General features: G+C 52.0%; 21 protein-coding genes. 11 read left to right on the forward strand and 10 right to left on the reverse strand.

What is annotated here, in order from left to right; genetic code table 11:
• Positions 1-128 precede the first annotated feature (128 nt).
• The 3 genes from ACFOMG_RS01765 (at position 129) to ACFOMG_RS01775 (ending at position 4,660) form a co-directional block, all read left to right on the forward strand.
• Entirely contained in the window at positions 129-1,934 is a 1,806-nt protein-coding gene (locus tag ACFOMG_RS01765; RefSeq protein ID WP_376864385.1) for an acyl-CoA dehydrogenase C-terminal domain-containing protein, read from the forward strand.
• A gap of 160 nt (positions 1,935-2,094) precedes the next feature.
• Positions 2,095-3,885, forward strand: a complete 1,791-nt coding sequence (locus ACFOMG_RS01770; protein WP_376864386.1) for an acyl-CoA dehydrogenase C-terminal domain-containing protein — start codon at positions 2,095-2,097, stop codon at positions 3,883-3,885.
• Between the two features lie 175 nt (positions 3,886-4,060).
• Entirely contained in the window at positions 4,061-4,660 is a 600-nt protein-coding gene (locus ACFOMG_RS01775) for a TetR/AcrR family transcriptional regulator (protein ID WP_376864387.1), read from the forward strand.
• A 57-nt stretch (positions 4,661-4,717) separates the two neighbouring features.
• Here ACFOMG_RS01775 and ACFOMG_RS01780 read toward each other — a convergent pair whose 3' ends face one another.
• Positions 4,718-5,065, reverse strand: coding sequence for an HPF/RaiA family ribosome-associated protein (locus ACFOMG_RS01780; protein ID WP_376864388.1), 348 nt, complete (start codon positions 5,063-5,065; stop codon positions 4,718-4,720).
• 172 nt (positions 5,066-5,237) lie between these two features.
• Between ACFOMG_RS01780 and ACFOMG_RS01785 the strand changes: the two genes are divergently transcribed.
• From ACFOMG_RS01785 to trpC, 6 genes are all read left to right on the forward strand, one after another.
• Positions 5,238-5,762, forward strand: a complete 525-nt coding sequence (locus tag ACFOMG_RS01785; protein WP_376864389.1) for an opioid growth factor receptor-related protein — start codon at positions 5,238-5,240, stop codon at positions 5,760-5,762.
• A 35-nt stretch (positions 5,763-5,797) separates the two neighbouring features.
• Positions 5,798-6,469, forward strand: coding sequence for an HAD family hydrolase (locus ACFOMG_RS01790; RefSeq protein WP_376864390.1), 672 nt, complete (start codon positions 5,798-5,800; stop codon positions 6,467-6,469).
• A gap of 222 nt (positions 6,470-6,691) precedes the next feature.
• On the forward strand, positions 6,692-8,179 hold the full coding sequence (gene trpE, locus ACFOMG_RS01795; protein WP_376864391.1) for an anthranilate synthase component I: 1,488 nt from the start codon (positions 6,692-6,694) through the stop codon (positions 8,177-8,179).
• A gap of 18 nt (positions 8,180-8,197) precedes the next feature.
• Positions 8,198-8,782: an aminodeoxychorismate/anthranilate synthase component II gene (locus ACFOMG_RS01800; RefSeq protein ID WP_376864392.1), complete on the forward strand. Its 585-nt coding sequence runs from the start codon at positions 8,198-8,200 to the stop codon at positions 8,780-8,782.
• 16 nt (positions 8,783-8,798) lie between these two features.
• Entirely contained in the window at positions 8,799-9,845 is a 1,047-nt protein-coding gene (trpD, locus tag ACFOMG_RS01805; RefSeq protein WP_376864393.1) for an anthranilate phosphoribosyltransferase, read from the forward strand.
• A 327-nt stretch (positions 9,846-10,172) separates the two neighbouring features.
• Positions 10,173-10,973: an indole-3-glycerol phosphate synthase TrpC gene (gene trpC / locus ACFOMG_RS01810; RefSeq protein WP_376864394.1), complete on the forward strand. Its 801-nt coding sequence runs from the start codon at positions 10,173-10,175 to the stop codon at positions 10,971-10,973.
• A gap of 94 nt (positions 10,974-11,067) precedes the next feature.
• Here trpC and argF read toward each other — a convergent pair whose 3' ends face one another.
• From argF to ACFOMG_RS01825, 3 genes are all read right to left on the reverse strand, one after another.
• A complete protein-coding gene (argF, locus tag ACFOMG_RS01815) occupies positions 11,068-11,982 on the reverse strand; it encodes an ornithine carbamoyltransferase (protein ID WP_376864795.1) in 915 nt (304 codons plus the stop codon).
• A gap of 48 nt (positions 11,983-12,030) precedes the next feature.
• On the reverse strand, positions 12,031-13,197 hold the full coding sequence (locus tag ACFOMG_RS01820; protein WP_376864395.1) for an aspartate aminotransferase family protein: 1,167 nt from the start codon (positions 13,195-13,197) through the stop codon (positions 12,031-12,033).
• A 113-nt stretch (positions 13,198-13,310) separates the two neighbouring features.
• Positions 13,311-14,195, reverse strand: coding sequence for a LysR family transcriptional regulator (locus ACFOMG_RS01825; RefSeq protein ID WP_376864796.1), 885 nt, complete (start codon positions 14,193-14,195; stop codon positions 13,311-13,313).
• A gap of 102 nt (positions 14,196-14,297) precedes the next feature.
• Here ACFOMG_RS01825 and ACFOMG_RS01830 point away from each other — a divergent pair, with 102 nt between their 5' ends.
• Entirely contained in the window at positions 14,298-15,542 is a 1,245-nt protein-coding gene (locus ACFOMG_RS01830) for an MFS transporter (protein WP_376864396.1), read from the forward strand.
• Here ACFOMG_RS01830 and ACFOMG_RS01835 read toward each other — a convergent pair.
• The 6 genes from ACFOMG_RS01835 to ACFOMG_RS01860 form a co-directional block, all read right to left on the reverse strand.
• The gene (locus tag ACFOMG_RS01835) at positions 15,526-17,040 is read right to left on the reverse strand and encodes an OmpP1/FadL family transporter (RefSeq protein ID WP_376864397.1); all 1,515 of its coding nucleotides are present in this window, start codon (positions 17,038-17,040) and stop codon (positions 15,526-15,528) included. The genes ACFOMG_RS01830 and ACFOMG_RS01835 overlap by 17 nt on opposite strands.
• 263 nt (positions 17,041-17,303) lie before the next feature.
• Positions 17,304-18,131, reverse strand: coding sequence for a Tim44 domain-containing protein (locus ACFOMG_RS01840; RefSeq protein WP_376864398.1), 828 nt, complete (start codon positions 18,129-18,131; stop codon positions 17,304-17,306).
• A 69-nt stretch (positions 18,132-18,200) separates the two neighbouring features.
• Positions 18,201-19,067, reverse strand: a complete 867-nt coding sequence (locus ACFOMG_RS01845; protein ID WP_376864399.1) for a TraB/GumN family protein — start codon at positions 19,065-19,067, stop codon at positions 18,201-18,203.
• Positions 19,068-19,244: 177 nt separating this feature from the next.
• Complete coding sequence (metG, locus tag ACFOMG_RS01850; RefSeq protein WP_376864400.1) at positions 19,245-21,365, reverse strand: methionine--tRNA ligase; 2,121 nt, start codon at positions 21,363-21,365, stop codon at positions 19,245-19,247.
• Between the two features lie 101 nt (positions 21,366-21,466).
• Entirely contained in the window at positions 21,467-22,759 is a 1,293-nt protein-coding gene (locus tag ACFOMG_RS01855) for an HlyC/CorC family transporter (RefSeq protein WP_376864401.1), read from the reverse strand.
• A gap of 59 nt (positions 22,760-22,818) precedes the next feature.
• Positions 22,819-23,619 (reverse strand): cytochrome C assembly family protein, encoded by an 801-nt coding sequence (locus ACFOMG_RS01860; RefSeq protein ID WP_376864402.1) that lies wholly within the window; start codon positions 23,617-23,619, stop codon positions 22,819-22,821.
• A gap of 249 nt (positions 23,620-23,868) precedes the next feature.
• Here ACFOMG_RS01860 and ffh point away from each other — a divergent pair, with 249 nt between their 5' ends.
• Complete coding sequence (gene ffh / locus ACFOMG_RS01865) at positions 23,869-25,281, forward strand: signal recognition particle protein (RefSeq protein WP_376864403.1); 1,413 nt, start codon at positions 23,869-23,871, stop codon at positions 25,279-25,281.
• The last annotated feature ends 143 nt before the right edge of the window (positions 25,282-25,424 follow it).

Genomic DNA, 25,424 nt, shown 5'->3' on the forward strand with positions numbered 1-25,424 from the left:
TAGGCGAACGTATGTTTCAAACACTTGTTTGAAAAGATAGTTTCTCCAAACTGATTTGAAGCTATCTCATTAATAACCAAACGGCAGAAAAATGCCGTCAGAACCTATAGGCAAAGAGGTCAGTCGCTATGCCAGAGTATAAAGCTCCCCTACGTGAAATTAAGTTCGTAATGGACGAAGTGTTGGACATGCCTGGTCATTACGCCAGCCTGCCAGCCTACGCTGAAGTTGCTACTCCAGAAATGATCGACGCTATCGTGAACGAAGGCGCAAAATTCTGTGAGAACGTATTGGCTCCTCTGAACCGCGTGGGTGACGAAGAAGGCTGTACCCGCCATGAAGACGGTTCGGTCACTACGCCAACCGGCTTTAAAGAAGCGTACGCTCAGTTCGTTGAAGGCGGCTGGCCAACACTGGCTCACGACGTTGAAGTTGGCGGCCAGGGCCTGCCAGAGTCGCTGAGCACGGTTATGTCTGAGATGGTAGGTACCTCTAACTGGTCCTGGGGTATGTACCCGGGTCTGTCTCACGGTGCAATGAATACCATTTCTACCTGGGGTACTCAGGAACAGAAAGACACCTACCTGACCAAGCTGGTAAGCGGTGAGTGGACCGGTACCATGTGTCTGACCGAGCCACACTGTGGTTCTGACCTGGGCATCCTGAAGACCAAAGCTGAGCCAAACGCTGACGGTTCTTACTCGATTTCCGGTACCAAAATCTTTATCTCTGCCGGTGAACACGACATGGCTGAGAACATTGTGCACATCGTACTGGCACGTCTGCCAGGTGCACCGGAAGGTACCAAAGGTATTTCCCTGTTCATCGTGCCTAAGTTCAACGCTAACGAAGACGGTTCTGTCGGCGATCGCAACGCGGTTGTTTGTGGCTCTATCGAACACAAAATGGGTATCCACGGTAACTCTACCTGTGTGATGAACTTCGACGGTGCCAAAGGTTTCCTGATCGGTCCTGAAAACAAAGGTCTGAACTGTATGTTCACCTTTATGAACACTGCCCGTATCGGTACTGCTCTGCAGGGCGTTACTGCGGCTGAAGGTTCTTTCCAGGGCGCTCTGGCATACGCCAAAGATCGTCTGGCAATGCGCTCTCTGACTGGCCCTAAAGCGCCGGAAAAAGCAGCTGACCCAATCATCGTTCACCCGGACGTACGTAAAATGCTGCTGACTCAGAAAGCATTTGCTGAAGGCGGCCGTGCTCTGGTTTACCTGGCGGCGCTGCAGAACGATATCGTGCACAAAGGCGAGTCTGAAGAAGAGCGTAAAGCAGCAGACGAACTGCTGGGCTTCCTGACACCAATCGCCAAAGCGTTCCTGACTGAAGTGGGTTACGAGTCGACTAACCTGGGTGTTCAGGTATTCGGTGGCCACGGCTTTATTGCTGAGTGGGGTATGGAGCAGCTGGTACGTGACGCTAAGATCTCTACCATCTACGAAGGTACCACCGGTATTCAGGCACTGGATCTGTTAGGCCGTAAAGTACTGATGACTCAGGGCCAGAGCCTGAAGAACTTCACCAAAATGGTTCACACTTTCTGCAAAGAAAACGCAGAGAACGAAGCCATGGCACAGTTCGTGGAGCCGTTGGCTAAGCTGAACAAAGAGTGGGGCGATCTGACCATGAAGATCGGTATGAACGCCATGAAGAACCGTGACGAAGTCGGTTCTGCATCGGTTGATTACCTGATGTACTCTGGTTACGTAACGCTGGCTTACCTGTGGGCACGTATGGCGAAGGCTGCTCAGGAAGCCCTGGCTGCTGGCACCTCGGAAGAAGACTTCTACAAAGCCAAGTTGACCACTGCGCGTTTCTACTTCACTCGTATCCTGCCTCGTACCGCTGGTCACGCGGCAACCATGGTTGCTGGTGCTGACACGCTGATGGATCTGGATGCAGAACACTTTGCTTTCTAAGTTGTTCTGATGCTGAAAACCGCGTCTCACGACAGTGTTGACGCGGTTTTTTGCGTTTTGGTATAGGCAATTTCATTTGAGCCGGTACAATAGCGGCGTTTTGTCCGAAGGCCTGTCGCTGGAGCCAATGACAAAGCGATCTGAAAACACGAGGTGAATCATGGCAGAATACAAGGCACCATTGCGCGATATGCGCTTTGTCCTGAATGAAGTTTTTGAAGCTGACAAACTGTGGAGTTCGTTGGCTGGTTTGCAAGGTGCGGTGGATGTAGAAACCGCAGAAGCGATCCTGGAAGAGTGCGGCAAGATCGCCAGTCAGGTTCTGGCACCACTGAACCGTGAAGGGGATGAGCAGGGCTCCACCTGGAACGACGGTGAAGTGACCGCAGCACCTGGCTTTAAAGATGCGTATCAGACGTATGTCGAAGCGGGTCTGAATGGCCTGGGCGGTAACCCGGATTTCGGTGGCATGGGTATGCCTAAGACTCTGGTTGGTCAGATTGAAGAAATGGTACAGGGTGCCAATATGTCGTTTGGTCTGGCGCCAATGCTGACAGCGGGTGCCTGTTTATCCCTGAATGCTCACGGTTCTCAGGAACTGAAAGAAAAATACCTGCCAAACATGTACTCCGGTGTATGGGCGGGTGCAATGGACCTGACCGAACCACATGCGGGTACGGACTTAGGCATTATCCGCACTAAGGCAGCGCCCAACGCTGATGGTTCTTACGATGTAACCGGTACCAAGATCTTCATCACCTGGGGTGAGCATGATATGGCCGAAAACATCATCCACCTGGTGCTGGCAAAACTGCCGGACGCACCGGCCGGTCCAAAAGGCATTTCGCTGTTCCTGGTACCTAAATTCATGGTGAATGAAGACGGTTCTCTGGGTGAGCGCAACTCCATGGGTTGTGGTTCTATTGAACACAAAATGGGTATCAAAGGTTCCGCTACCTGTGTGATGAACTTTGATGGCGCCAAAGGCTGGTTAGTCGGTGAAGAAAACAAAGGCCTGGCGGCTATGTTCACCATGATGAACTACGAGCGTCTGGGTGTCGGCATTCAGGGCATTGGTGCAGCTGAAGCGTCCTACCAGAATGCGGTTGAATACGCACGTGACCGTATTCAGTCACGCGCGCCTACCGGTGCTCAGGCGAAAGACAAAGCGGCTGATCCGATTATCGTACATCCGGATGTGCGTCGTATGCTGCTGACCTCGCGTGCCTTCACTGAAGGTGGTCGTGCATTCTCGACGTACGTGGCGAAATGGCTGGACATCGCTAAGTTCACCGATAACGAAGACGACCGTAAGCACGCTGATGCGATGCTGGCATTGCTGACTCCGGTTGCTAAAGCTTTCCTGACCGATAATGCGCTGGAATCCGCGATTGCCGGTCAGCAGGTATTTGGTGGCCACGGCTTTATCCGTGAGTGGGGTCAGGAACAATACGTGCGTGATATCCGTATCACCCAGATTTATGAAGGTACCAACGGTATCCAGGCACTGGATCTGATGGGCCGTAAGGTTGTGGGTAACAATGGTGCGTTCTACAAACTGTTTGAACAGGATGTAAACGACTTCATCGCGACTCAGGCTGGTAACGAAGCGATGGCTGAGTTCATCGAGCCTTTAAAAGCGGCGCTGGAAAACCTCAACGATCTGACCCAGTGGGTGATCGACCGCGCGCAGAACAATCCAAACGAGATTGGCGCTGCATCGGTTGAATACCTGGCAGTATTTGGTTACACCGCGCTGGCGTACATGTGGGCTAAAATGTCTGCGGTTGCTCTGAGCAAAGGTGAAGAAGCCTTCTACAAAGCCAAACTGTCAACGGCACGCTTCTACATGAAACGTCTGTTGCCACGTTACATTGGTCTGAGCGCTGCCGTTAAAGGTGGTTCTGAGCCGCTGTTTGAGCTGGAAGAAGAGATGTTCGAAACCGCTTAATTCCGGTTGATCACATCCTGAAAAGCCACCTGCGGGTGGCTTTTTTGTGCCTGTCTGCCGGTGGCGGCTGTTCAAAACAGGCCATTGGCCAAATGGCTAATACCCGATAGCAGACAAATGTTACCTTAGTGTAATAGACTGGTGTCTAAGTTAATAATTGGTTACTCAGTTAGCTATGCCTAAAGACACTGATAAGCGGGTGGAGCGCAGTCGGCGCCTGCTGATGGATTCCTTGCTGGAACTGATGGCAGAAAAGCCTTATGGCAAAATTTCGGTTGCCAATATCTGCAGTCACTCCGGCGTGGCCCGGCCGACGTTTTATCTGCACTTTCATTCCAAGGACGATTTGTTGCGCGGTTATATTGAGCGCATGTTTCTGCAGTTCTATGCCGAAGTGGAGCCGTATCTGACAGCAACTCCGGATGTTGATCCTCTGATTGCCGAAATTATGTTTCGTCAGTGGTCGGATAACGCCCGCTTTGCCCGTTTATTGGTCGAAGCGGATGTTGAGGCGCTGATGTTATCTGAGTTTAAACGTTATGTTGGCAAGATCATGGAAGGGTATATTGCCGCGCACGCCAACCTGATGAAGGATGATGGCCAGGTCAATTACGTGATCGACTTTCTTACCGGTGCGTCGTTTATGGTGATTGTACGCTGGATTAAGGAAGACTTCCCGATTTCAGCCAAAGAGATGGGGGCGCTGTATGCGGATCTGGTGCGCCCGGGGTTATTACAGGTCTTGCTGAAGGGGGCGTTTAATCCGGCGCGTTGAACATTGGCCGGAAAGAGTCCACCCAGAGGTGGACTCCGTTTCATTGTCTGAATGGCTTCAGAGTGTCGCCGCGCGGCGGCTTTTATCCACCCGTTTATTATGAATTTTACGTACTTTGCGTTGTGCTTTATCAAACGCATCACGAACCGCTACGTACATATCTTCATGTTCTGAGTTGTCATGATGATCGTGGGTGATGGCAACGGTTTCGCCCGGCAGGCCAATTTCCAGAGAAACGTGGGCCAGCTTGCCCTTGTTACTGTGGTTATGGGGCATAGCGACAACCGCCCTGACGGCTGTTATATCTTCAAAGGTGCCGGTTAACTTGGCGGCTTTGTCGCGGATTGTTTGTTCAATAGCATCGGAATGTTCGATGTCGCGGAAGCTGATTTCCAAACCTTTCATAGTCGCTCCTTACGTTGACTGCCTATTCAGGATGGCTGATCCAGCTTACTCTGGCCATGCCTCAGGTCAACAATTTATATCAAGACTAAAGTTCCAGTGCTGACACTCTAAGGCAGAAACCCGCGGCGTTTTCTGTCTATACTTTGATCAGGCACACGGAGAAGAGTCGCTTATGCACCCATTGCTTGCTTTTTACAGAGGTCTTGGCACGGATCACCGTGGCAGAACGCTGAGCGGTATTCTGTCATTTTCGGATAGTGAGCTGGAAAGTTGTCATGATTATATCCAGTGGTTGTTTCCGTTGCGCACTGCCAGCCATTACAATCCCGAAGCACCGGTCGTCGATGCTGATGTGGAACAGGTTTTTCGTCAGGATTTCGGGTTACAGCAGGAATTACATCGAGTGGTATTACGTATGCTGCAATTCTATGGTGTGGTATTACGTGAAACACCTCAGGGGTTTGAGCTGTTGGTGCCGCAGGATATTTGCGATTTTCACTGGATGACCCCCGACAATCACAATCATAAACGCCTGTGTCGTATGCTAGGGTCGCTTAAGCTGTTGGGCCTGGAAACCCATGTGGCGGCTTTATGGCAGGGCCTGCAGCGGCTGGCGCAGAGCCACCCGGGCTGTATCTCAGGCGCCACCCTGACGCATTGGCGGCTGGCAGCATTAGGGCTGGATGACAGCCTGTGATAATCTTGCTGTTCGGTAATTAACGGAACTCCCGGATGCAGGTATACGACCTTCCTGTGGTTTTTTTTGATCTTGATGATTCCCTCATCAATAAAGACGCCAACAGTCTGTGGATTAAATGGCGCTTTAAGCATGAGCGCTGGGCGCTGGTCGAGGCATTACAGGCGCTGGCATCGCTTTACCGGGCGTATAAAAAAGGCAAGGTCACTCACGGTCGTTTGTCGGGTTATTACCGCACCCGTACCCGCGGGATGTCGCTGGAGCAATATCAGCGTAAAGTCGCGCACTTTTTTGCTGAGCGGGGCAATTTTCATATTTACCCACAGGCAGCTTCGCTGTTATTCGCCTATCAGCGCCAGGGCAGTGATATTGTCATGATTACCGGCTCGGATGATGTGATTGCTCAGGCCTATGGCAAAGCGCTGGGTATCCGTCACGTTATCAGTAACCGGCTGAACGTGGAGCAGGGGGAAATCACCGGGCTGCAACATCCGATGTGTTACGGTGAAGGCAAGGTGCAACTGGCCGGAGAGTATTTGCGCCAGCGTGGATTAACTTTTGCCGATGCCGCTTTTTATACCGACAGCCACTCGGATGCACCGTTACTGGAACAGGTGGCCCAGCCAGTGGTACTGAATCCGAATAGTGCTTTACGCCAGATGGCGTTGCAGCGTCAGTGGCCCTGTCTCGACTGGCGTGAACAATAGCGCCGCTCCATCCCTTGTTGATCTCTTCTTATCTGGTATAGTTTCGCCATCCAATCCTTTTCCCTGATTATCGGAGTTTGCGGTGTTTTTCCAATATAACCGCCCGTTACAGCAGGGTCAGCATCTGACCCGTCGATGGTGGTAACACAGTAACCCCTTTACTGTGCCTGAGGCCGTGGGTTGCGCTCAGGTTGTTTTCTATCGACGATTCCAAGGTATTTTATGACACCGCAACAATTTGCAGCGCTGGCAGACCAGGGTTACAACCGTATCCCGGTTGCCCGTCAGGTGCTGGCTGATCTTGATACACCGCTGACCACCTTTCTGAAACTGGCCGCTCAGCCTTTTACCTATTTGTTTGAATCGGTGCAGGGGGGCGAAAAGTGGGGACGTTATTCCATTATTGGTCTGCCTTGCCGGGAAATTATTAAAATTTACGACCAGCGGGTTGAATTACACCGGGATGGTCAGCTGGCGGAACACTTCGAGGTTGATGATCCATTAGCATTTGTCAGCGAATACCAGCAACGTTTCCGGGTGCCTATGATGCCGGATCTGCCAAAGTTTGATGGTGGTCTGGTGGGCTATTTTGGATATGACACTATTCGTTATATCGAGCCAAAATTAAAAGCCAGCTGCCCGAAAGACGACCTGAAGACCCCGGATATTCTGCTGATGGTGTCGGAAGAAGTTGTGGTATTCGATAACCTGAGCGGCAAATTACACCTGATTGTGATGGCGAACCCTGCTGTTCACAATGCACTCGAAGTGGCTGAACAGCGAATTGAGCAATTGCGCCAGCAATTACGTAAACCGTATCAGGGCGATATTGGCCAGCCATTGGCAGAGCCAAAACAAGTGGCCGAAAGCGATTTCCGCTCGTTATTTGGCGAGCAGCCATTTATGGATGCGGTGGACAATATTAAAGAATATGTACTGTCCGGCGACATTATGCAGTGTGTGATTTCGCAGCGCATGCAGGTGCCTTACGATGGCGATCCGGTCAATATTTATCGGGCGCTGCGTACTCTGAATCCATCACCTTATATGTATTGTCTGAACCTTGGCGACTTTCATGTCGTGGGGTCGTCACCCGAAATTCTGGCGCGGCTGGAAGACGGTGAAGTCACGGTACGGCCGATTGCTGGTACCCGTTACCGGGGGCAGACAGACGAAGAAGATCAGGCGCTGGAAGCGGAGCTGTTAGGTGATCCGAAAGAAATTGCCGAACATTTAATGCTGATCGATCTGGGTCGTAATGACGTTGGCCGGGTGGCGCAGACCGGCGAGGTAGAAGTGACCGATCAGATGGTGGTGGAACGCTACAGCCATGTGATGCATATCGTTTCCAATGTTAAAGGCAAAGTGAAAGACGGCATCACCGCGATGGATGTATTACGTGCAGTACATCCGGCAGGCACCCTGAGTGGTGCACCGAAAATCCGGGCGATGGAAATTATCGACGAATTTGAATCCACCAAGCGAGGGGTGTATGGCGGTGCCGTTGGTTATTTAAGCTGGAACGGCAATATGGATACTGCGATTGCCATTCGTACTGCAGTGATTAAAGACGGCATGCTGAATATTCAGGCAGGTGCTGGTGTGGTAGCGGACTCTGTACCGCGGCTGGAATGGAAGGAAACCATGAATAAAGGCCGGGCGATGTTTCGTGCGGTTGCTATGGCGGAAGCCGGACTGGACCAGGAATAAGGCAGAGGGGACCACACTATGTTAGTTATGATCGACAACTACGATTCGTTTACCTACAACGTGGTGCAATATTTTGCCGAGCTGGGGGCTGAGGTAAAAGTATTCCGCAACGATGAGGTGACCATCGAACAGATAGAAGCATTAAATCCGGATCACCTGGTCATTTCTCCCGGACCATGCACTCCGAATGAAGCCGGAATTTCGATGGCGGCGATTAAACATTTTGCCGGCAAATTACCCATTCTCGGAATTTGTCTGGGGCATCAGAGTATTGGTCAGGCATTTGGCGGCGATATTGTTCGTGCCGGCCGGGTAATGCACGGCAAAATTTCTCCGATACATCATAAAAACAGCGGCGTGTTTGCTGGTTTGCGTGAAGGCTATAACGCCACGCGTTACCACTCATTGGTAATTGATAAAACAACCTTGCCCGATTGTCTGGAGATAACCGCCTGGACCGAAAATGATGACGGCAGTATGGAAGAAATTATGGGTGTTCGTCATAAAGAACTGGCGATCGAAGGGGTGCAGTTTCATCCGGAATCCATTCTGACCGAACACGGCCATGATTTATTGGCTAATTTTTTAAAGTCGAAAGTTTAATCACAGGGGACATCAAATGGATATTAAACAAGCATTGGCCCGTGTGGTTGAGCGACAGGATTTAACCACAGAAGAAATGATGGATGTGATGCGTCAGATTATGACCGGCCAGTGCGATGATGCACAGATTGGTGGGTTTCTGGTGGCGTTACGTATGAAAAGTGAAAGCATTGATGAAATTGCCGGTGCTGTCAGTGTCATGCGTGAGTTAGCGACCGGAGTCAGCATCCAGGCTGATCATGCGGTGGATATCGTTGGCACCGGTGGTGATGGTGCAAACTTATTTAACGTTTCAACGGCGTCCTCCTTTATTGTTGCGGCAGCCGGTGGCACTGTGGCTAAACACGGTAACCGCGGTGTGTCGTCTAACTCCGGCAGTGCTGACTTATTAGAAGCCGCCGGAGTGAATCTGGAGCTGACCGCCGAGCAGGTTGGGCGCTGTATTGATGAACTGGGTGTCGGTTTTATGTTTGCCCCCTCTCATCACAGTGCCATGAAACATGCGATCGGGCCGCGTAAATCGTTAGCTATGCGTACCATTTTTAATATTCTTGGGCCGATGACCAACCCCGCCGGAGTGGCAAATCAGGTGATTGGTGTGTTTACCAAAAACCTGGTTCGTCCGGTGGCGGAAGTGCTGCAACGTTTGGGGGCTGGCCATATTCTGGTGGTGCACTCCAAAGATGGCCTGGATGAAATCAGCCTGGCGGCAGAAACTTATGCCTGCGAACTGAAGCAGGGTGAAATCCGCGAGTTTATGATCAACCCGGAAGAGTTGGGCCTGAAGTCTCAGGCGTTAACCGGTCTGGATGTAGACAGTGCTGAGGCCAGTCTGGCGCTGATTCGTGATGCTTTAGGCAAACGTGAAACTGCAGCAGGTGAGAAGGCCGCAGATATGCTGGCGTTAAATGCCGGTGTGGCGATTTATGTCGCCGGTCTGGCGCACACCATGAAAGAAGGTGTCAGCATGGCAGAAGACGCGATTTACAGTGGCATGGCGCTGGAGAAAATTAAAGAGCTGGCAAGTTTCTCGAAGTATATTGCTGAAGACGGTCAGGGCTGATTAGCCTGGCAGACCGGAAATGAGCGAAGCCATCTGATTATTTTCAGTCGCGGGATCGAAAGTTCGTCCATGAACCACGATCCTACCGCCGCATCCATGCGGCTGCTGCGAAAATATTCAAATAGCTTCCCTCCACAGAAACCTGTGTAAATTGGGCAGGTTTCGAAAAATATAAAGAAGAGTAATGTGTTGTTTTTCAATAGCAGCAACAGGATGTTGCGTTAGGATCGCCGGCACATGGATGTGCCGTCCGATCCGGCGGCTGAAAAATGACCATTGCTCTTCGAAATACTTTAAAAATTAACTGCCGCAACAGATCAGAATACAATGAATACACCAACCATCTTAAGAAAAATCCTGGCGACAAAAGAACAGGAAATTGCTGAGCGCAGTAAAACTCTGCCGTTAGCGGAAATTAAAGCACAGTCGACAGATCGGGATCCGTCGGAGCTGCGTGGTTTTTATCGCTCAATGAAAGCGAAAGTGGATGCTGGTTTGCCAGCGGTCATTTCCGAGATTAAAAAGGCATCGCCATCGAAAGGCGTGTTGCGTGAAAACTTCGTTCCGGAGCAAATTGCCGAATCCTACGAGAAGGGTGGTGCGGCTTGTTTATCGGTGTTAACCGATCGTGATTATTTTAAAGGCCACGAAGATTATTTAATCGCAGCCCGCAAAGCCTGCTCCTTACCGGTTATTCGCAAAGACTTCCTGATCGACCCATACCATGTGTACGAAGCGCGTTTATTAAATGCCGACTGCATTTTGCTGATCGTATCAGCATTAAGCGATATGCAGCTGCAGGATCTGGCTGGCTTAGCCGAAGAGCTGGGTATGGATGTGCTGGTGGAAGTACACGACGGTGAAGAGCTGCAATCGGCACTGAAACTGTCGACACCGCTGGTAGGCATCAATAACCGTAACCTGCATACGTTTGAGCTGACGTTAGATACCACGCTGGGCTTATTGGATCAGGTGCCTTCTGACCGCCTGTTAGTGACTGAAAGCGGTATTCTGGTGCCGGACGATGTGAAGCTGATGCGTGACAATAACGTACATGCATTTCTGGTGGGTGAAGCCTTTATGCGTGCTGAAGAGCCGGGTGAAGAATTACAGAAATTGTTTTTCTAAATTTCTTATGGTCGCGGACAGGGTCCGCTCCTACAAGATATTTGTACTGTAGGAGCGGACCCTGTCCGCGATAGCCGTCAGAAGATGTTTTTTGCTATTCCTCTTCCTGACACAGCAAAAACTCCAGCAGTGCTTTCTGAGCGTGTAAGCGGTTTTCCGCTTCGTCCCAAACAACGGCGCGTTTGTCGTCCAGTAGGTCTTCGCTGACTTCTTCACCACGGTGTGCGGGTAAGCAGTGCATAAAGACAACGTCGTCGTTAGCCAGATCCAGCAGCGCAGGAGAAACCTGATAGTCCCGGAACTTAGCCAGACGATCGTCCTGCTCGTCTTCCTGACCCATAGAGGCCCATACGTCGGTCACCACCAGGTCGGCGTTTTTAACGGCGTCTTTAGGATCACGCATTACGTTTACACGATCTGCGTTTTCGTTCACCAGGTGTTCGGCAGGTTCAAAACCTTCCGGACACGCGACGTTTAAAGTGAAGCCAAACTGACGGGCAGCGTTGATGTAGGAGTGGCACATATTATTGCCATCACCAATCCAGGCAACGGTTTTGCCTTTGATGCTGCCACGGTGTTCAACGTACGCCTGTACATCGGCCAGCAGCTGACACGGATGGAAATCATCGGTTAAAGCATTAATAACCGGCACCTGAGAAAACGCCGCAAAACGTTCGACGGTTTCGTGATCGAAGGTACGGATCATGACGACGTCGACCATGCGTGACAACACACGGGCGCTGTCTTCGATCGGTTCACCGCGGCCTAACTGAGTGTCGCGTGGCGATAAGAAAATCGCGCTGCCGCCCAGTTGTGCCATGCCGGCTTCAAATGAAACCCGGGTGCGGGTGGATGATTTTTCGAAAATCATGCCCAGCACTTTGTTTTTCAGGGGTTCATAGACCTCACCAGAGCGATGAATTTTTTTCAGCTCAATGGCACGGTTAATAATCCAGTTTAACTCGTCCGGAGAGAGATCCAGCAGGGTTAAGAAATGTCTCACAATAATTCTCTCTTAGGCAGCGGATTAACCTGTTAACCCGCTGTCAGTTGTAGGTTATAAAGTAGCGACCAGAGCAACGACACGCTCAACAATCTGATCTGCTTCGTCTTTGCTCAGGTTTAATGGCGGCAATAAACGAATCACATTGCCAGCGGTTACGTTCAGCAATAATTTCTGTTCGGTAATGGCCTGGGCCATCAACTGAGGACAATCCTGATTCATGACCAGGCCAATCATCAGGCCGCGGCCACGGATCTCTTTTAACTGGCTATTATTGCCAAGTTGTTCGCGGAAACGGTCGCGCAGATAATCGCCCATGGCTGCAGCATTGGCACTGAGGTTGTCACCTTCAATGGTTTCAACCACAGCGGTAGCGGCAGCACAGGCCAGCGGGTTACCGCCGTAGGTGGAACCGTGGTTGCCGGGCTGCAGCACGTCTGCGGCCTGGCCGCGGGCCAGGCAGGCACCAATCGGGACACCGTTACCCAGGCCTTTGGCAGTGGTGACTACGTCCGGTAAAAAATCAAACTGCTGATAGCAGAAGTAGCTGCCGGTACGGCCGTTACCGGTCTGGATTTCATCCAGCATCATCAGCAGCTGACGCTCATCACACAGCGCCCGAACCGCTTTGAGGTAATCGCCTGACGCGGTTGCCAGACCTCCTTCGCCCTGAACCGGTTCGAGCAATACCGCGACAATTTGCGGGTCCGCTTGCACCACGGCTTCAAGCGCCGCGATATCATTGTAGGGTACCCGCACAAAACCGCTGACCAGCGGGCCAAAACCTGCGTGCACTTTAGCATTGCCGGTGGCCGACAACGTGGCCAGGGTACGGCCATGGAACGACTGGCTCATTACCACAATCTTGGCTTCATGAATGCCCTGATCGTGGCCGTATTTACGCGCGATTTTAATCGCTGCTTCGTTGGCTTCGGCACCGGAGTTGGAGAAAAACACATTATCCATGCCCGACACTCGTCGCAGCGCTTCCGCCAGTGCCTGCTGGCGTTCGATGCCGTACAGGTTGGAGGTATGAATCAGCTTGTCAGCCTGTTCGCACAGCGCTTTGGTGACTGCCGGATGGGCATGGCCCAGACCACAAACAGCAATACCGCTGAGTGCATCCAGATACTGCTGACCCTGGTCGTCGACCAGCCAGCTGCCTTTGCCAGAAGCAAAAGTCACCGGCAGGCGCCCGTAGGTGTTCATAATGGCATGCATGGTGTTTGAATCCTTAAAACGCAAAAAGGCAGCTGTTGCTGCCCTCGGAGGTCGAATAATACGAGAGGGTGTGTACTTTGTAAACATAAGTGAAGGAGGTGGGTGGTCGGCTGTCAGTATTGCAGGTCACCGGTGTTTTCCAGCACAAAGTCGGCAAAGGCGCGGTTCGCTTTGCTGAGATAGCCGTCGCGGCGCCAGGCCAGCGCAAGATTTAGGCGCACCGGCTGACTGAAGGGGCGGGCCACCAGACCATCCTGAGGCTGAATAACCATCTCCAGCAGGGTTGATATGCCATAACCGCGCTGGACGATGGCTTTAATCAGGGCAATCAGGTTGGTTTCAAAGCCGATTTGTGGCTGATAACCACCGTCATTGGCCAGCTGATCAACCAGCTTACGATGGAAGTAACCGGGTTTAAATAACACCAGCTGTTGCTGAAAAAACTGTTGATAACTGATGCTGCTTTGTTGCGCCAGTGGATGATCGGCCGCCAGGGTGACCATCATCTGTTCACGCAGGAAGACTTCGGCCTGCAGTTGTGGCCGCAGAAACGCTTCAGCCACTACCGCCAGGTCGATATCACCTTTTTCCAGCAGTTGCTGCAGCTCCCAGACCCCACCTTCAATCACTTCCAGACGCAGGTTGGGATAACGTTCGCGAAACGCCATCAGCAGTGGCGGGAAATAATAAGATCCCAGCATGCCCGGGATGCCGACCCGTACCTCTCCTTTTTCCAGGCCTTTCAGCTCCCGCATTTCGGTCAGCGCGTCATTGCTGGCCTGCAGGATTTTGCGCCCGTGCAGCAACAGGCGTTTACCTTCGTCGGTCAGGCTGATGCGTTTGTCATGGCGGTGAAATAAGGTCAATTCAAGTTGTTGTTCCAGTTTACGCACCGACATACTGAGGGCCGGCTGGGCGATATGCAGCAGCTCACTGGCCCGGGTAAAGCTGCCCAGTTCGGCGATGGTGACAAAATAATGCAGCTGTTTCAGGTTCATCATAAAAATATATGCTTACGCTAATTTCTATATATTTAACTGATTGAATGGCAATTGCTAGTCTGGTGTGGCGATTTTGCGACGTAACCAACCGGACTAACGATGATTGAAGCTGGCAGCCGTGCATACTGGCGGGCAACGATAGCGCTGTTATCAGGCTCTTTATTGGTATTTGCCAACCTGTATATCACGCAACCACTGATGCCGGTGCTGGCAGCCGACTTCCGGCTTAGCAGCGCCGAAGCGAGCTGGGCGCTGAGTCTGAGTACCGCCATGTTAGCCCTGGCGTTGCTGATCTTTGGTCCTTTGTCCGACGCTTTTGGCCGTAAATGGCTGATGGTTATCAGTATGGCCGGCCTGTGCCTGGCGGGGGGACTGGTCAGTCAGGTCGACAGTTACCCACAATTGTTATTGCTGCGCGCCCTGACGGGTCTGTGTGCCGGGGCTTTGCCTGCGATAGCCATGGCGTACATGGGTGAGGAAATGTCGCCAGCAGCGCTGGCAGCGGCGGTTGGTTTATACATCAGTGGTAACAGTCTGGGTGGTATCAGTGGCCGGCTGATTGGTGGCTGGGGCACCAGCTGGCTGGGATGGCCGGATACCTTTGCCCTGATGGCGCTGGTCAGTCTGGTGTTGTGGCTATTGTTTGTTGTGTTGTTACCCGCCAGTCGCCATTTTAAGCCCAGGCCGCTGGCGTTAACGGGGGTGCTGAAAGATTACCGCCGCCATTGTATTAATCCCTGGTTATGGCCAGCCTACCTGCTGGGAGGGCTGAATTTTATGGTGTTTCTGAATCAGTACAGTTACATCACCTTTGTGCTGAGTGATTCACCTTATTCACTCGACAGTCACTGGCTCGGTATGTTGTTTCTGACCTATTTGTCCGGCACCGTCGGTGCCGCTTATTCCGGGCGCTGGGTGAGGCGTTGGTCTTCCCCCGGGGTGATGGCGGTGGCTTGTCTGTTGCTGGTATCAGGAACATTGCTGACGTTAGCCGATAGTTTGGCTGTGATCATCACCGGATTGCTGATCAATGCACTGGCATTTTTTACCGCTCACTCGGCGGCCAGTGGCTGGGTCAGTCGTCATGCCGGAGAAGGACGCGGCAGTGCCAGTGCGCTGTATTTCGTCAGCTATTATCTCGGCGCGAGTCTGGGCGGTAGTTATCTGGGTCTGTTCTGGCAAAATTCCGGCTGGCCGGGAGTGGTATTGGCTTCCTTAGTTGTGTTGCTGGTTACCTTTGTTCTGGCGCTGCGTTTAATGGCGCTCGACAAAAACAATAAACCCGGGAGAACCCGGGCTTATCAGTGTGTTGCAGAGCCACAAACAATTACAGACGGTAGTTAGCCTGGAAGGAAATACCCAGAGCGTTAACGTCGTATTCACCTTTCAGGTTATCGACACCTTTTTGCTGATCGTCCAGGTCGTAGTTGTATTCATCGATCTTGGATTTATCGATAAACAGGTAAGCCACCGCCGCGTCAAAGCTCCAGTTGCTGTTCAGGTTATAGGTTGCACCGGCGGTCAGCCACTGACGGTCGTTGTCCGGTACACGGGCGGTACGGTGCTGATCTTTAACCGGTGATGCGTCGAAGGCGTAACCGGTGCGCAGTGTCCAGTCCTGATTCAGCGCGTATTCTGCCCCAACAGAGTAAGACCATGTGTCGTGCCACTTCTCAACGATATGGCCTACGTAGTTTTCACCTAAACCTGCGATATCATCAATCACGCCTTCACCGGTGGCGATGACGTCAAAGTATTTGAATGAAGACCAGTCTGTCCAGGTTGCACCGGCCAGTACCTGCAAGCGATCGTTATAGCGGTGTGCAAAACTGAAAGTCGCTGAGCGCGGCCCGGTTAACGGTACACGGGAATCCTGTTTGGCAATGCTGCCGGTAGCAGGCGTCAAATCCGCGCGCCACAGGCCTGCCTGGCCCTGATCGTTCAGGATAAAGGTGGCCGCAGCGTTGGTGTCGGCCGGAACGATGGCATTGGCATCGGGTGAATAAGCAACGACGCCTTCGGATTGTTTAAATTCTGATTTACCCTCCAGATCGAAATCAACTTCGGAGCGATAAGCAAAACCGAACGTGGTTGCAGGCGTGATATCCCACATTAAGCCAAAGTTCCAGCCGTAACCGACGTCATCGCCAGCCACTTCAAACTTATTTTCGTAACCACGGTAATCTTCCGGGTTAATCTGAGCACCCTGACCGGCCAGCTGATAAGCCGCTGCTAATGGCACCAGATCCAGCTCCTTACTTAACAGGCCCTTGGCATAAACGATATCGATACCCACACCGAACGATAAGGTTTCACTCAGCTTGTACGAGAAGGTTGGCTGAATATCGATGGCAGACAGCTGAGTTTCGTCAGCGAAACCACCGGCCAGTGAACCTTGTTTGTAGTCTGTTGATGTACCAAACGGAGCAAAAATACCCAGGCCCACGGCCGCTTTGTCATCCAGTTTGTGCACGAAGTAACCAAATGGAATCACTTTATTCGGCATAAAGTCACCACCATCGTTATAGGTGCCGGCTTCACCAAACGGTGCCTGTTGGCTTGGTGCCAGTGTGCTGCTGACGCCAGCCGGGTCGGTGCGAACACCTTCGAAGCTACCTTCCAGATCCAGGTAGGTAAAACCAAAGCTGGCCTGGGAACGGTCCAGGCGGCTCATGCCTGCCGGGTTAAAAAATACCACTGAGGCATCGTTAGCCACGGCAGCGCTACCAGCAAAGGCACGGCCTGCACCGCTGGCAGATTGTTCATTGATTTTAAAGCCGGAGGCCATCGCCTGAGATGCAAGCATCACAGCCGCAGCCAACACTGAGGTCTGCTTCAACATATTGGGAGTTCCTTGCTGAATCTTGTTTTTAGATGGAAGTTGACGATGTAAACAAAAACGTCAGGACGCGGGATTATGGCAAGTTAATTCAGGCCAAAATGTAACAATTTGTGCCGTTTATGTAACTGAAGGAAATTAATCCGTGAAAAACAGGAATATTAGGCTAGCTGGTGGAAAGGTGTGTTACTGCAGAGAGGGGGAAGGCAGAGTACTTCCTCTGCCTTAGCTATAGGGTCTGTCTTCAAGGGGAGCGAGTAACGCGGTTATTCCGCTTCAATACCGACAATAATCCAGCTGGATTGTGCAATGCTGGTGTCGCGCTCCAGGTGCCAGGTATCAAAAATACCGTCTTCGGATTTTTCCAGTTCGTCTTTGCATAAGCCGCGGAACAGAATGCTGATTTCAGCCATGTTGCCCTGTTGGTCCGCGCGCACAATTTCAGCACTGAGGGAAAGAATTTCGGTTTGTGGTGGCACCATTAATTTTTCGCGCTGTTGTTTTAAGCCGGCGAATAATGGGGCGGATACATATTCTTCGATGATATCCAGCTGACCGTCATTCCAGGCCTGCTGCACGGTGCGGTAATGCTGTAATGCGCCTTCAATAAAGGCATCGGCATCAAAACCCTGCGGCAGGTTAAACGGAGTTTGCTGATCTGCAGCGTTGTGGCTTTCCTGTGCGAAGTTATCACGGTTTTGCAGCGTTTGAGCGTAACCGGCGGCGCCCTGAGCCACTGGCTGGCGTTGAGCGCCGGCCATTGAACGGAACACCTTCAGGGCAACAAAGGCTAAAACCGCGAGCAGCAGAATGTCCATGAACTGGATGCCTTCAAACGCGCCGTTGCCCAGCAGATAGGCAAATAAACCACCGGCCAGCAGACCACCTAATAAACCACCCATCATGCCTTTACCGGCATTTTTTTTACCCGAAGCCGGTTGTTGTTGCTGCTGCTTCTGCGGCTCTGATTTTTTAAACGGGGTGGTTTTGTAGCTTTTACCGAAACCGCCACCGCCAAAGCGTTTGGCATGGGCTTCACCGGCAACCGCAAAGATTAAACAAAGGGAGGTCAATAGAGTCAGAAAGGATTTCATGCTTGTGGGCCTGTTGAAAATTTTTGCCCGATTATAGCAGCCAGGCTGTGTGCTACCCGGCTGCAGACGTTACTTTACAGTCGTCAGCTGGCTGACCTGATAGCCCGCCTGTTGCAGTTGTTGCAATAAACCGTTCGGACCAGCCAGATGTAGCGCTCCGACTAAGATCAGTTTGGGCTCCGGGTGCTGCAGCAGCTTTTTAATGCGTGGCATCCAGTTGTTATTACGTTCCACCAACAGGCTTTGGTAAATCCGTGGGTAGTCACGCTGCATCGGTGTGATACCGGTTGCCGTTAACGTGGTTAAGTCTCCCGAACGCCATGATTGGCGCATCTGGGTCATCATCTGCTCCAGCTGTTGCGCATCGTCGATGGTTTGGCGAATCAGGTTGTCTTCATTGCCCTGCGCCATGGTAGCCAGGTAGCGGATCTGGTCATCGACACTTTCCAGCTGGCTGGTGACTTTGCCATCGGCTTTGGCCCGCAGATAAAAATGGTTGTCTACCCCTTCCGCTGTCATGCCATACCGCTTGAGTTCGTGCATCACAATCACCAGGCTGATGAATTGCACAGTCATGGATTGGTACTGTGCCAATGGAATCTGGCGTTGCTGGCAATAGCGCTGCAACCGTTGCCACTCGTTATCTGACAGTTGGTCTTGTAATGTCTGGCCGTTGGGCTGTACAAACGCTTGTTGAAATTTCTGCTGGAATTCTGTGCTGCCCAGTTTGGCAATATCGGTTTCAAATACCAGCCAGTTTACCTGCTCGTATGCGTACTCAAATTCGGCGGGCAGCGGATAATCGCTTGGCATCAGCATATGAAACGTGCCGCCAAGGTACAGGTGCCGGTTATCTTTGCTGACTTTCCACAGGAAGGTTTCCGCCTGCAGCGCAGCGCTGAGCAGTGATAGGAAACAGATAACAGCAAAACGCATAAATATGCCTCGAAACAAAAAATGCCCGAACAGTATGCTGCTCGGGCATTGTAATGTCACTGCTGCTAATGGTTGTTTGCCAAAGCAGCAACAGGATGTTGCGGGCCCGGCGTAGGCACAGGGATGTGCCTTACGGCGGGTGCGGCTGGGAAATAACTATCGGCCGTGAGTTATCGGTTATAAAATCCGCATGCCCGGCTGGGCACCTTCGTCCGGCTCCAGCAGCCAGATGTCTTTACCACCCGGGCCCGCGGCCATCACCATACCTTCAGAGATGCCGAACTTCATTTTTCGTGGTGCCAGGTTGGCGACCATTACCGTCAGGGTGCCGATCAGGTCTTGTGGTGCATAAGCGGAACGAATACCGGAAAATACATTGCGTACATCACCGTTACCAATGTCCAGCGTCAGCTGCAGCAGCTTATCGGCGCCTTCAACGTATTGTGCATTGACGATTTTAGCGACGCGTAAATCAACCTTAGCGAAGTCATCGAACTGGATTTCCGGCGCGATCACTTCGTTGCCGTCTTCACGCAACTCTTTTCCTTTCTGGCCTTTTTTCTTCGCCGGCTTTTCTTTTTTGGCGGTTTTTTTGTCGGCGGCTTTGGTTTCTGCTTTTGCCGGAGTTTCGCCGTTCTCTTTTGCCAGTTCGGTTTTGGTTTCTTCCAGAATGGCTTCTACTTTTTCCATTTCCGCACGGCCTAACATTGGTTTGAATTTATTAATTTCATGGCCCAGCAGGATGTTGCTGCGGGCATTCCAGTCGAGCGATTCCAGATTCAGGAAGGCTTTGGTTTTATCGGCGATTTCCGGCAGTACCGGGGCCAGATAAGTCATCAGCTGGCGGAACAGGTTGATGGCTACCGAGCAGATTTCCAGAACTTCCTGCTCACGACCTTCTTCTTTGTTCATCGCCCAGGGTTGTTTGGCCTGAATGTATTCGTTGGCACGATCCGCCAGCGTCATGATCTCTTTCATGGCTTTGCCGAATTCGCGCTGTTCGTACAGCTCTGCAATGACGTCGCCACGATTAATGAAATCCTGCACCATGTCCTGTTCAACACAGGTGTCGCTCAGTTTGCCACCGGACTTTTTCACAAAGTTAGCGGTACGGCTGGCGATGTTGATCAGTTTATTGACCAGGTCGGTATTTACACGCTGCACAAAGTCTTCCAGGTTGAGGTCGAAGTCGTCGACACTGGCGCCCAGTTTGGCGGCAAAATAATAACGCAGGTAAGTTGGATTCAGGTGATTGAGGAAGGTTCGCGCTTTAATAAAGGTACCGCGTGATTTCGACATTTTAGCGCCGTTGACGGTCACAAAACCGTGAGCATTTACCGCGGTAGGGGTGCGGTATTCAGCGGCACTCAGCATGGCTGGCCAGAACAGGGCATGGAAATTGATGATGTCTTTACCGATGAAGTGGTATACCTCAGCATCGGAGTCTGCTTTCCAGTAATCATCAAAGTTGAGATCGTCGCGACGGTCGCACAGGTTTTTAAAGCTGGCCATATAACCGATAGGCGCGTCCAGCCAGACGTAGAAATATTTGCCGGGTGCGTCCGGAATTTCAAAGCCAAAATACGGAGCGTCGCGGCTGATATCCCATTCCTGCAGGCCGGCGTCCAGCCACTCGGCCAGTTTATTAGCCACTTCGTCCTGTAACGTGCCGGAGCGGGTCCATTCTTTCAGGAAGGCTTCAAAATCCGGCAGTTTGAAGAAATAGTGCTCGGATTCTTTTTCCACCGGTGTCGCACCTGAGATGGTGGAAAACGGGTTTTTCAGTTCCGCCGGGGTGTACGTGGCACCACAGCTTTCGCAGTTATCACCGTATTGGTCAGCAGCGCCACACTTAGGGCATTCACCTTTGACGTAACGATCCGCCAGGAAAAGTTCCTTCTTCGGATCGTACAGCTGAGTGATGTTGCGAACGTTGATGTGTCCCTTCTCTTTACAGGCTTTGTAGATCGCTTCAGAAAACTCGCGGTTTTCATCACTGTGGGTGCTGTAAAAGTTATCAAACGCGATCTGAAAGTCGGCGAAGTCGGTTTCATGTTCTGCTTGTACCCGGGCAATCTGTTCTTCCGGGCTGATGCCTTCTTTCTCGGCACGTAACATGATCGCGGTACCGTGGGCGTCGTCAGCGCATACATAGGTGCACTGGTTGCCACGGGACTTCTGGAAGCGGACCCAGATGTCGGTTTGGATGTATTCCAGCAGGTGCCCTAAATGGATCGAGCCATTGGCGTATGGCAGGGCGCTGGTTACCAGAATTTTGCGGGAGGTCTGTTCTGTCATGGAAATCGTTTCTGTGCGCTTGAAAGAAGGGGCGCTATTGTACGAGGCAAAGCGGCCCTTCAGCAATGGCAATTAACGGGTGAAACCCGCCGCAGCGTTGATTATTCTGCTGCGGGCTTCTTGCTGCCCGGTACCAGAGTCACCCGGGCGGTGCGGATGGTGTTGTCTTTGATCTGCAGGATTTCGATACGGTAATTATCGATCACCAGGCACAGCGGTGTGTCGGGGATGTGTTCCAGTGCTTCCACGATCAGGCCACTGACGGTTTTCGGACCGTCAGTCGGCAGGTGCCAGTGCATGGCTTTGTTGATATCGCGGACAAACGCGGTGCCATCAATAATAAAGCTGCCATCATCCTGCGGGTGAACATCCGGTGAACTGGCGGCCGCCACATCGGTAGTGAACTCGCCGACGATCTCCTCGAGAATATCTTCCAGCGTACACAAACCCTGAACATCACCGTATTCATTCACCACCAGTGCCATGCGGCGCTGATTTTTCTGGAAGTTAAACAGCTGGGTGTGTAACGGCGTGCTTTCCGGAATGAAATACGGATCGCGGATGACCTTTTCCAGCTCTTCTTTCAGGTATTCACCGGCGGCCAGGAAACGGCTGATATTACGTGTATGCAGCGTGCCGACAACTTCGTTCAGCTCGCCACGAAAAACCGGTAAACGGGTGTGCTGCGTGGTTTTCAGTTGTTGCTGAATGGTCGCCAGGTCGTCATCCAGATCGATACCAAACACTTCCGTACGTGGCACCATGATGTCATTGACGGTCATTTTTTCCAGATCGAGAATGCTGATCAGCATATGCTGGTGGCGTTTCGGGATCATGGAGCCGGCTTCACGCACCACGGTGCGCAGCTCTTCGGTTGACAGGTTATCCGGAGTTGGATTATTCACATCCACCCGGATCAGCTTCAGTAAGCCGTTGGCGATGGTATTCACAAACCAGACAAACGGGTACAGCAACCACTGCAGGGCAGCCAGCGCTCTGGAAGCCGGGAAGGCGATTTTTTCCGGCGCAATCGCAGCCAGGGTTTTGGGCGTCAGCTCGGCAAAAATCAGTACCACCAGAGTGAACAAAATGGTGTTAACAAACACCGCCAGATCTGGGTTGTCGGGCCATAAACGCTGGCTGATGATGGTCGCCAGCGCCGCCGCAGCAAAGTTAACCAGGTTATTGCCGGTCAGGATGGTGCCGATTAAACGGTCGGGTTTATCCAGCAAACGGGCTGCACGTTCTGCGCCTTTGTGTTTGTTTTTAACCAGGTGGCGCAAACGGTAGCGGTTCAGCGACATCATGCCGGTTTCAGAACTGGAGAAAAATCCGGAAAAGACAATCAGCATGGCCAGTATGCCAAACAGCACACTTAAGGGAACGTCATTCAAGACGGGGTCCTGTTGTTGTGAAAAAGAGTGATTAAGAAGCGCTCATCATATTACTGCTTTCAGGTTTTATCCAGAATCACTTCCACCACAAACTTGGAGCCAAAGTAGGACAAAATCAGAAAGCCGGTACCGATCAGGGTCCAGCGGCTGGCCGTCACACCACGCCAGCCAAAGCGGTAACGACCAAACAGCAGGGTGGCAAACACCAGCCAGCCGGTAACGGCAAACACCACCTTGTGAATCAGGTGCTGGCCGTAGAAGTCTTCGACGCTGGGGAAACCAATAATAAAGGCGGCGGTCAGCAGTGCCATACCCAGCCAGATCATTTCGAATAACAGCAGATCCATGGTTTGCAGCGGTGGCAGATTCTGCACCAGGCCGCGCAGATGATGTTTTTTCAGGCTTTGGTCCTGCAGATAGAGCAAGATCGATTGTACTGCTGCAATGGTGAACACACTGTAGGCCAGAATCGATAACAGAATATGCCAGGCCAGACCATAACTGACGTTGCTGAGTGGCACACGCTGTTCAGACAGCGCCGCAAAAATCAGCACCAGAGCGGCCATCGGCAGCAGTGCGATCAGCAGGTTATCGACCGGTTTTTTCCAGCTGGAAAACAACAGCAGCAGGGTGATGACCCAGCTGATCAGTGACCCGACTTCAAAGAAGGCAAAATTAATGTGTTTCCCGGCCAGCATATCACTGCCGAGATAACCCAGGTGTAACAGAGCCGCAACCATCGCTGCAGACAGAACCAGACCACGATTGGCGGGTTGTTTACCACTGGCGGTTAACCATTGGCGAAAGGCGCTGAATAAATAAAATGCGGCAGCAGGCAGCGCCAGAGTGAGTCCTGACATATCACGTCCTCTTTGCTTCCTTCGTCTGAGGCCCCGGGGGCTGAAATCGTCAGTGCAGTGTCAGCCACACGGTATGCGTGCCGAGTGAGTGCCGGAGAAGGAAGTTAACCAGGCTAAAGCCCGGCAGTGTCGCACTTTTTATTTGTGAAATCATCCTGTTATCGCGCTTTTTCCACCGCAGGTGGTTGGGTCAGTGGGGCTGCTCGGGATATACTGCGGGCATATTTATCTGTATTTGAGTTATCAACGATGTTTGAGAGCCTTACCGATCGCCTGGGCGGTGCGTTAAAAAGCATTACCGGCCAGGCGAAGTTAACTGAAGAGAATATCAAAGGCACGGTACGCGAAGTGCGCATGGCGCTGCTGGAAGCGGACGTTGCGCTGCCGGTGGTCAAGGCGTTCACCGATCAGGTGAAAGAGCGGGCGATCGGTTCGGATGTGTTGCAAAGCCTGAACCCGGGCCAGGCGTTCCTGAAGATTGTTCAGGACGAGCTGCAGAGTGTGATGGGGGAAGCCAACGAGAGTCTGAACCTGTCGGCTCAGCCGCCGGTTGTGGTGCTGATGGCGGGTTTACAGGGTGCCGGTAAAACCACCACCGTCGCTAAGCTGGCTAAATACCTGGCGGAACGCGAAAAGAAAAAAGTGATGGTGGTTTCTGCTGACGTTTATCGTCCGGCGGCCATCAAGCAGCTGGAAACCCTGGCCGGTGAGGTGAACGCGTTATTTCACCCATCGTCGGTGGAACAAAAGCCGATTGATATTGCCAACGCTGCAATTGATGCCGCCAAGCGGGCACAGGCCGATGTGCTGTTAGTGGATACCGCTGGCCGGCTAGCGGTTGACGAACAAATGATGGCTGAAATTCAGGCGTTACACGCCGCCATCAACCCGACCGAAACCCTGTTTGTGGTTGACGCCATGACCGGTCAGGATGCGGCGAATACTGCTAAGGCCTTTAATGATGCCTTGCCGTTAACCGGTGTGGTGCTGACCAAAGCCGATGGTGATGCCCGTGGTGGTGCCGCCTTGTCGGTACGTCATATTACCGGTAAGCCCATCAAATTTATGGGCATGGGTGAAAAAACCGATGCTCTGGAGCCTTTCCATCCGGATCGTGTGGCCTCCCGTATTCTCGATATGGGCGATATTCTGACGCTGATCGAAGAAGCCGAGCGCAAAATCGATAAAAGCAAAGCGGATAAGCTGGCGAAAAAGATCCAGAAAGGCAAAGGATTTGATCTGGAAGATTTCCTCGATCAGATCCAGCAGATGAAAAACATGGGTGGCCTGACGGGCATGCTCGATAAACTGCCGGGTATGGGCAATCTGGGTGCCATGGGCAAACAAACCGATGCCGCCGAAAAGCAGTTTAAGCAGATGGAATCGATCATTTTTTCTATGACGCCGGACGAGCGTCGCTTCCCGGATAAAATCAACGGCTCACGCAAGAAGCGTATCGCCAATGGTTCCGGTACCCAGATTCAGGACATCAACCGGCTGTTGAAGCAACACAAGCAAATGCAGAAGATGATGAAAAAAGTGACCGCCAAAGGCGGCATGAAGAAAATGATGCGTGCGATGGGTGGCATGGGCGGCCCGGGTGGAATGGGCGGTCCTGGCGGTGGTATGCCGCCTGGTGGCATGCCACCGATGATGCGTTAAGATCAGCCCGATGTTTGCCGGATAACAGAAAAAGCCTGCCAGTTCCTTCAGACCGGCAGGCTTTTTTTATTGCTGGCCTGGCTGAATATGATGAAATATTGATCATTTGTAGTAACTGCGGTTAATCCGGGTTGATGTCGATA

This window comes from Bacterioplanoides pacificum (genome assembly GCF_042648445.1).
GTDB classification, from domain to species: Bacteria; Pseudomonadota; Gammaproteobacteria; order Pseudomonadales; family Oceanobacteraceae; genus Bacterioplanoides; species Bacterioplanoides pacificum.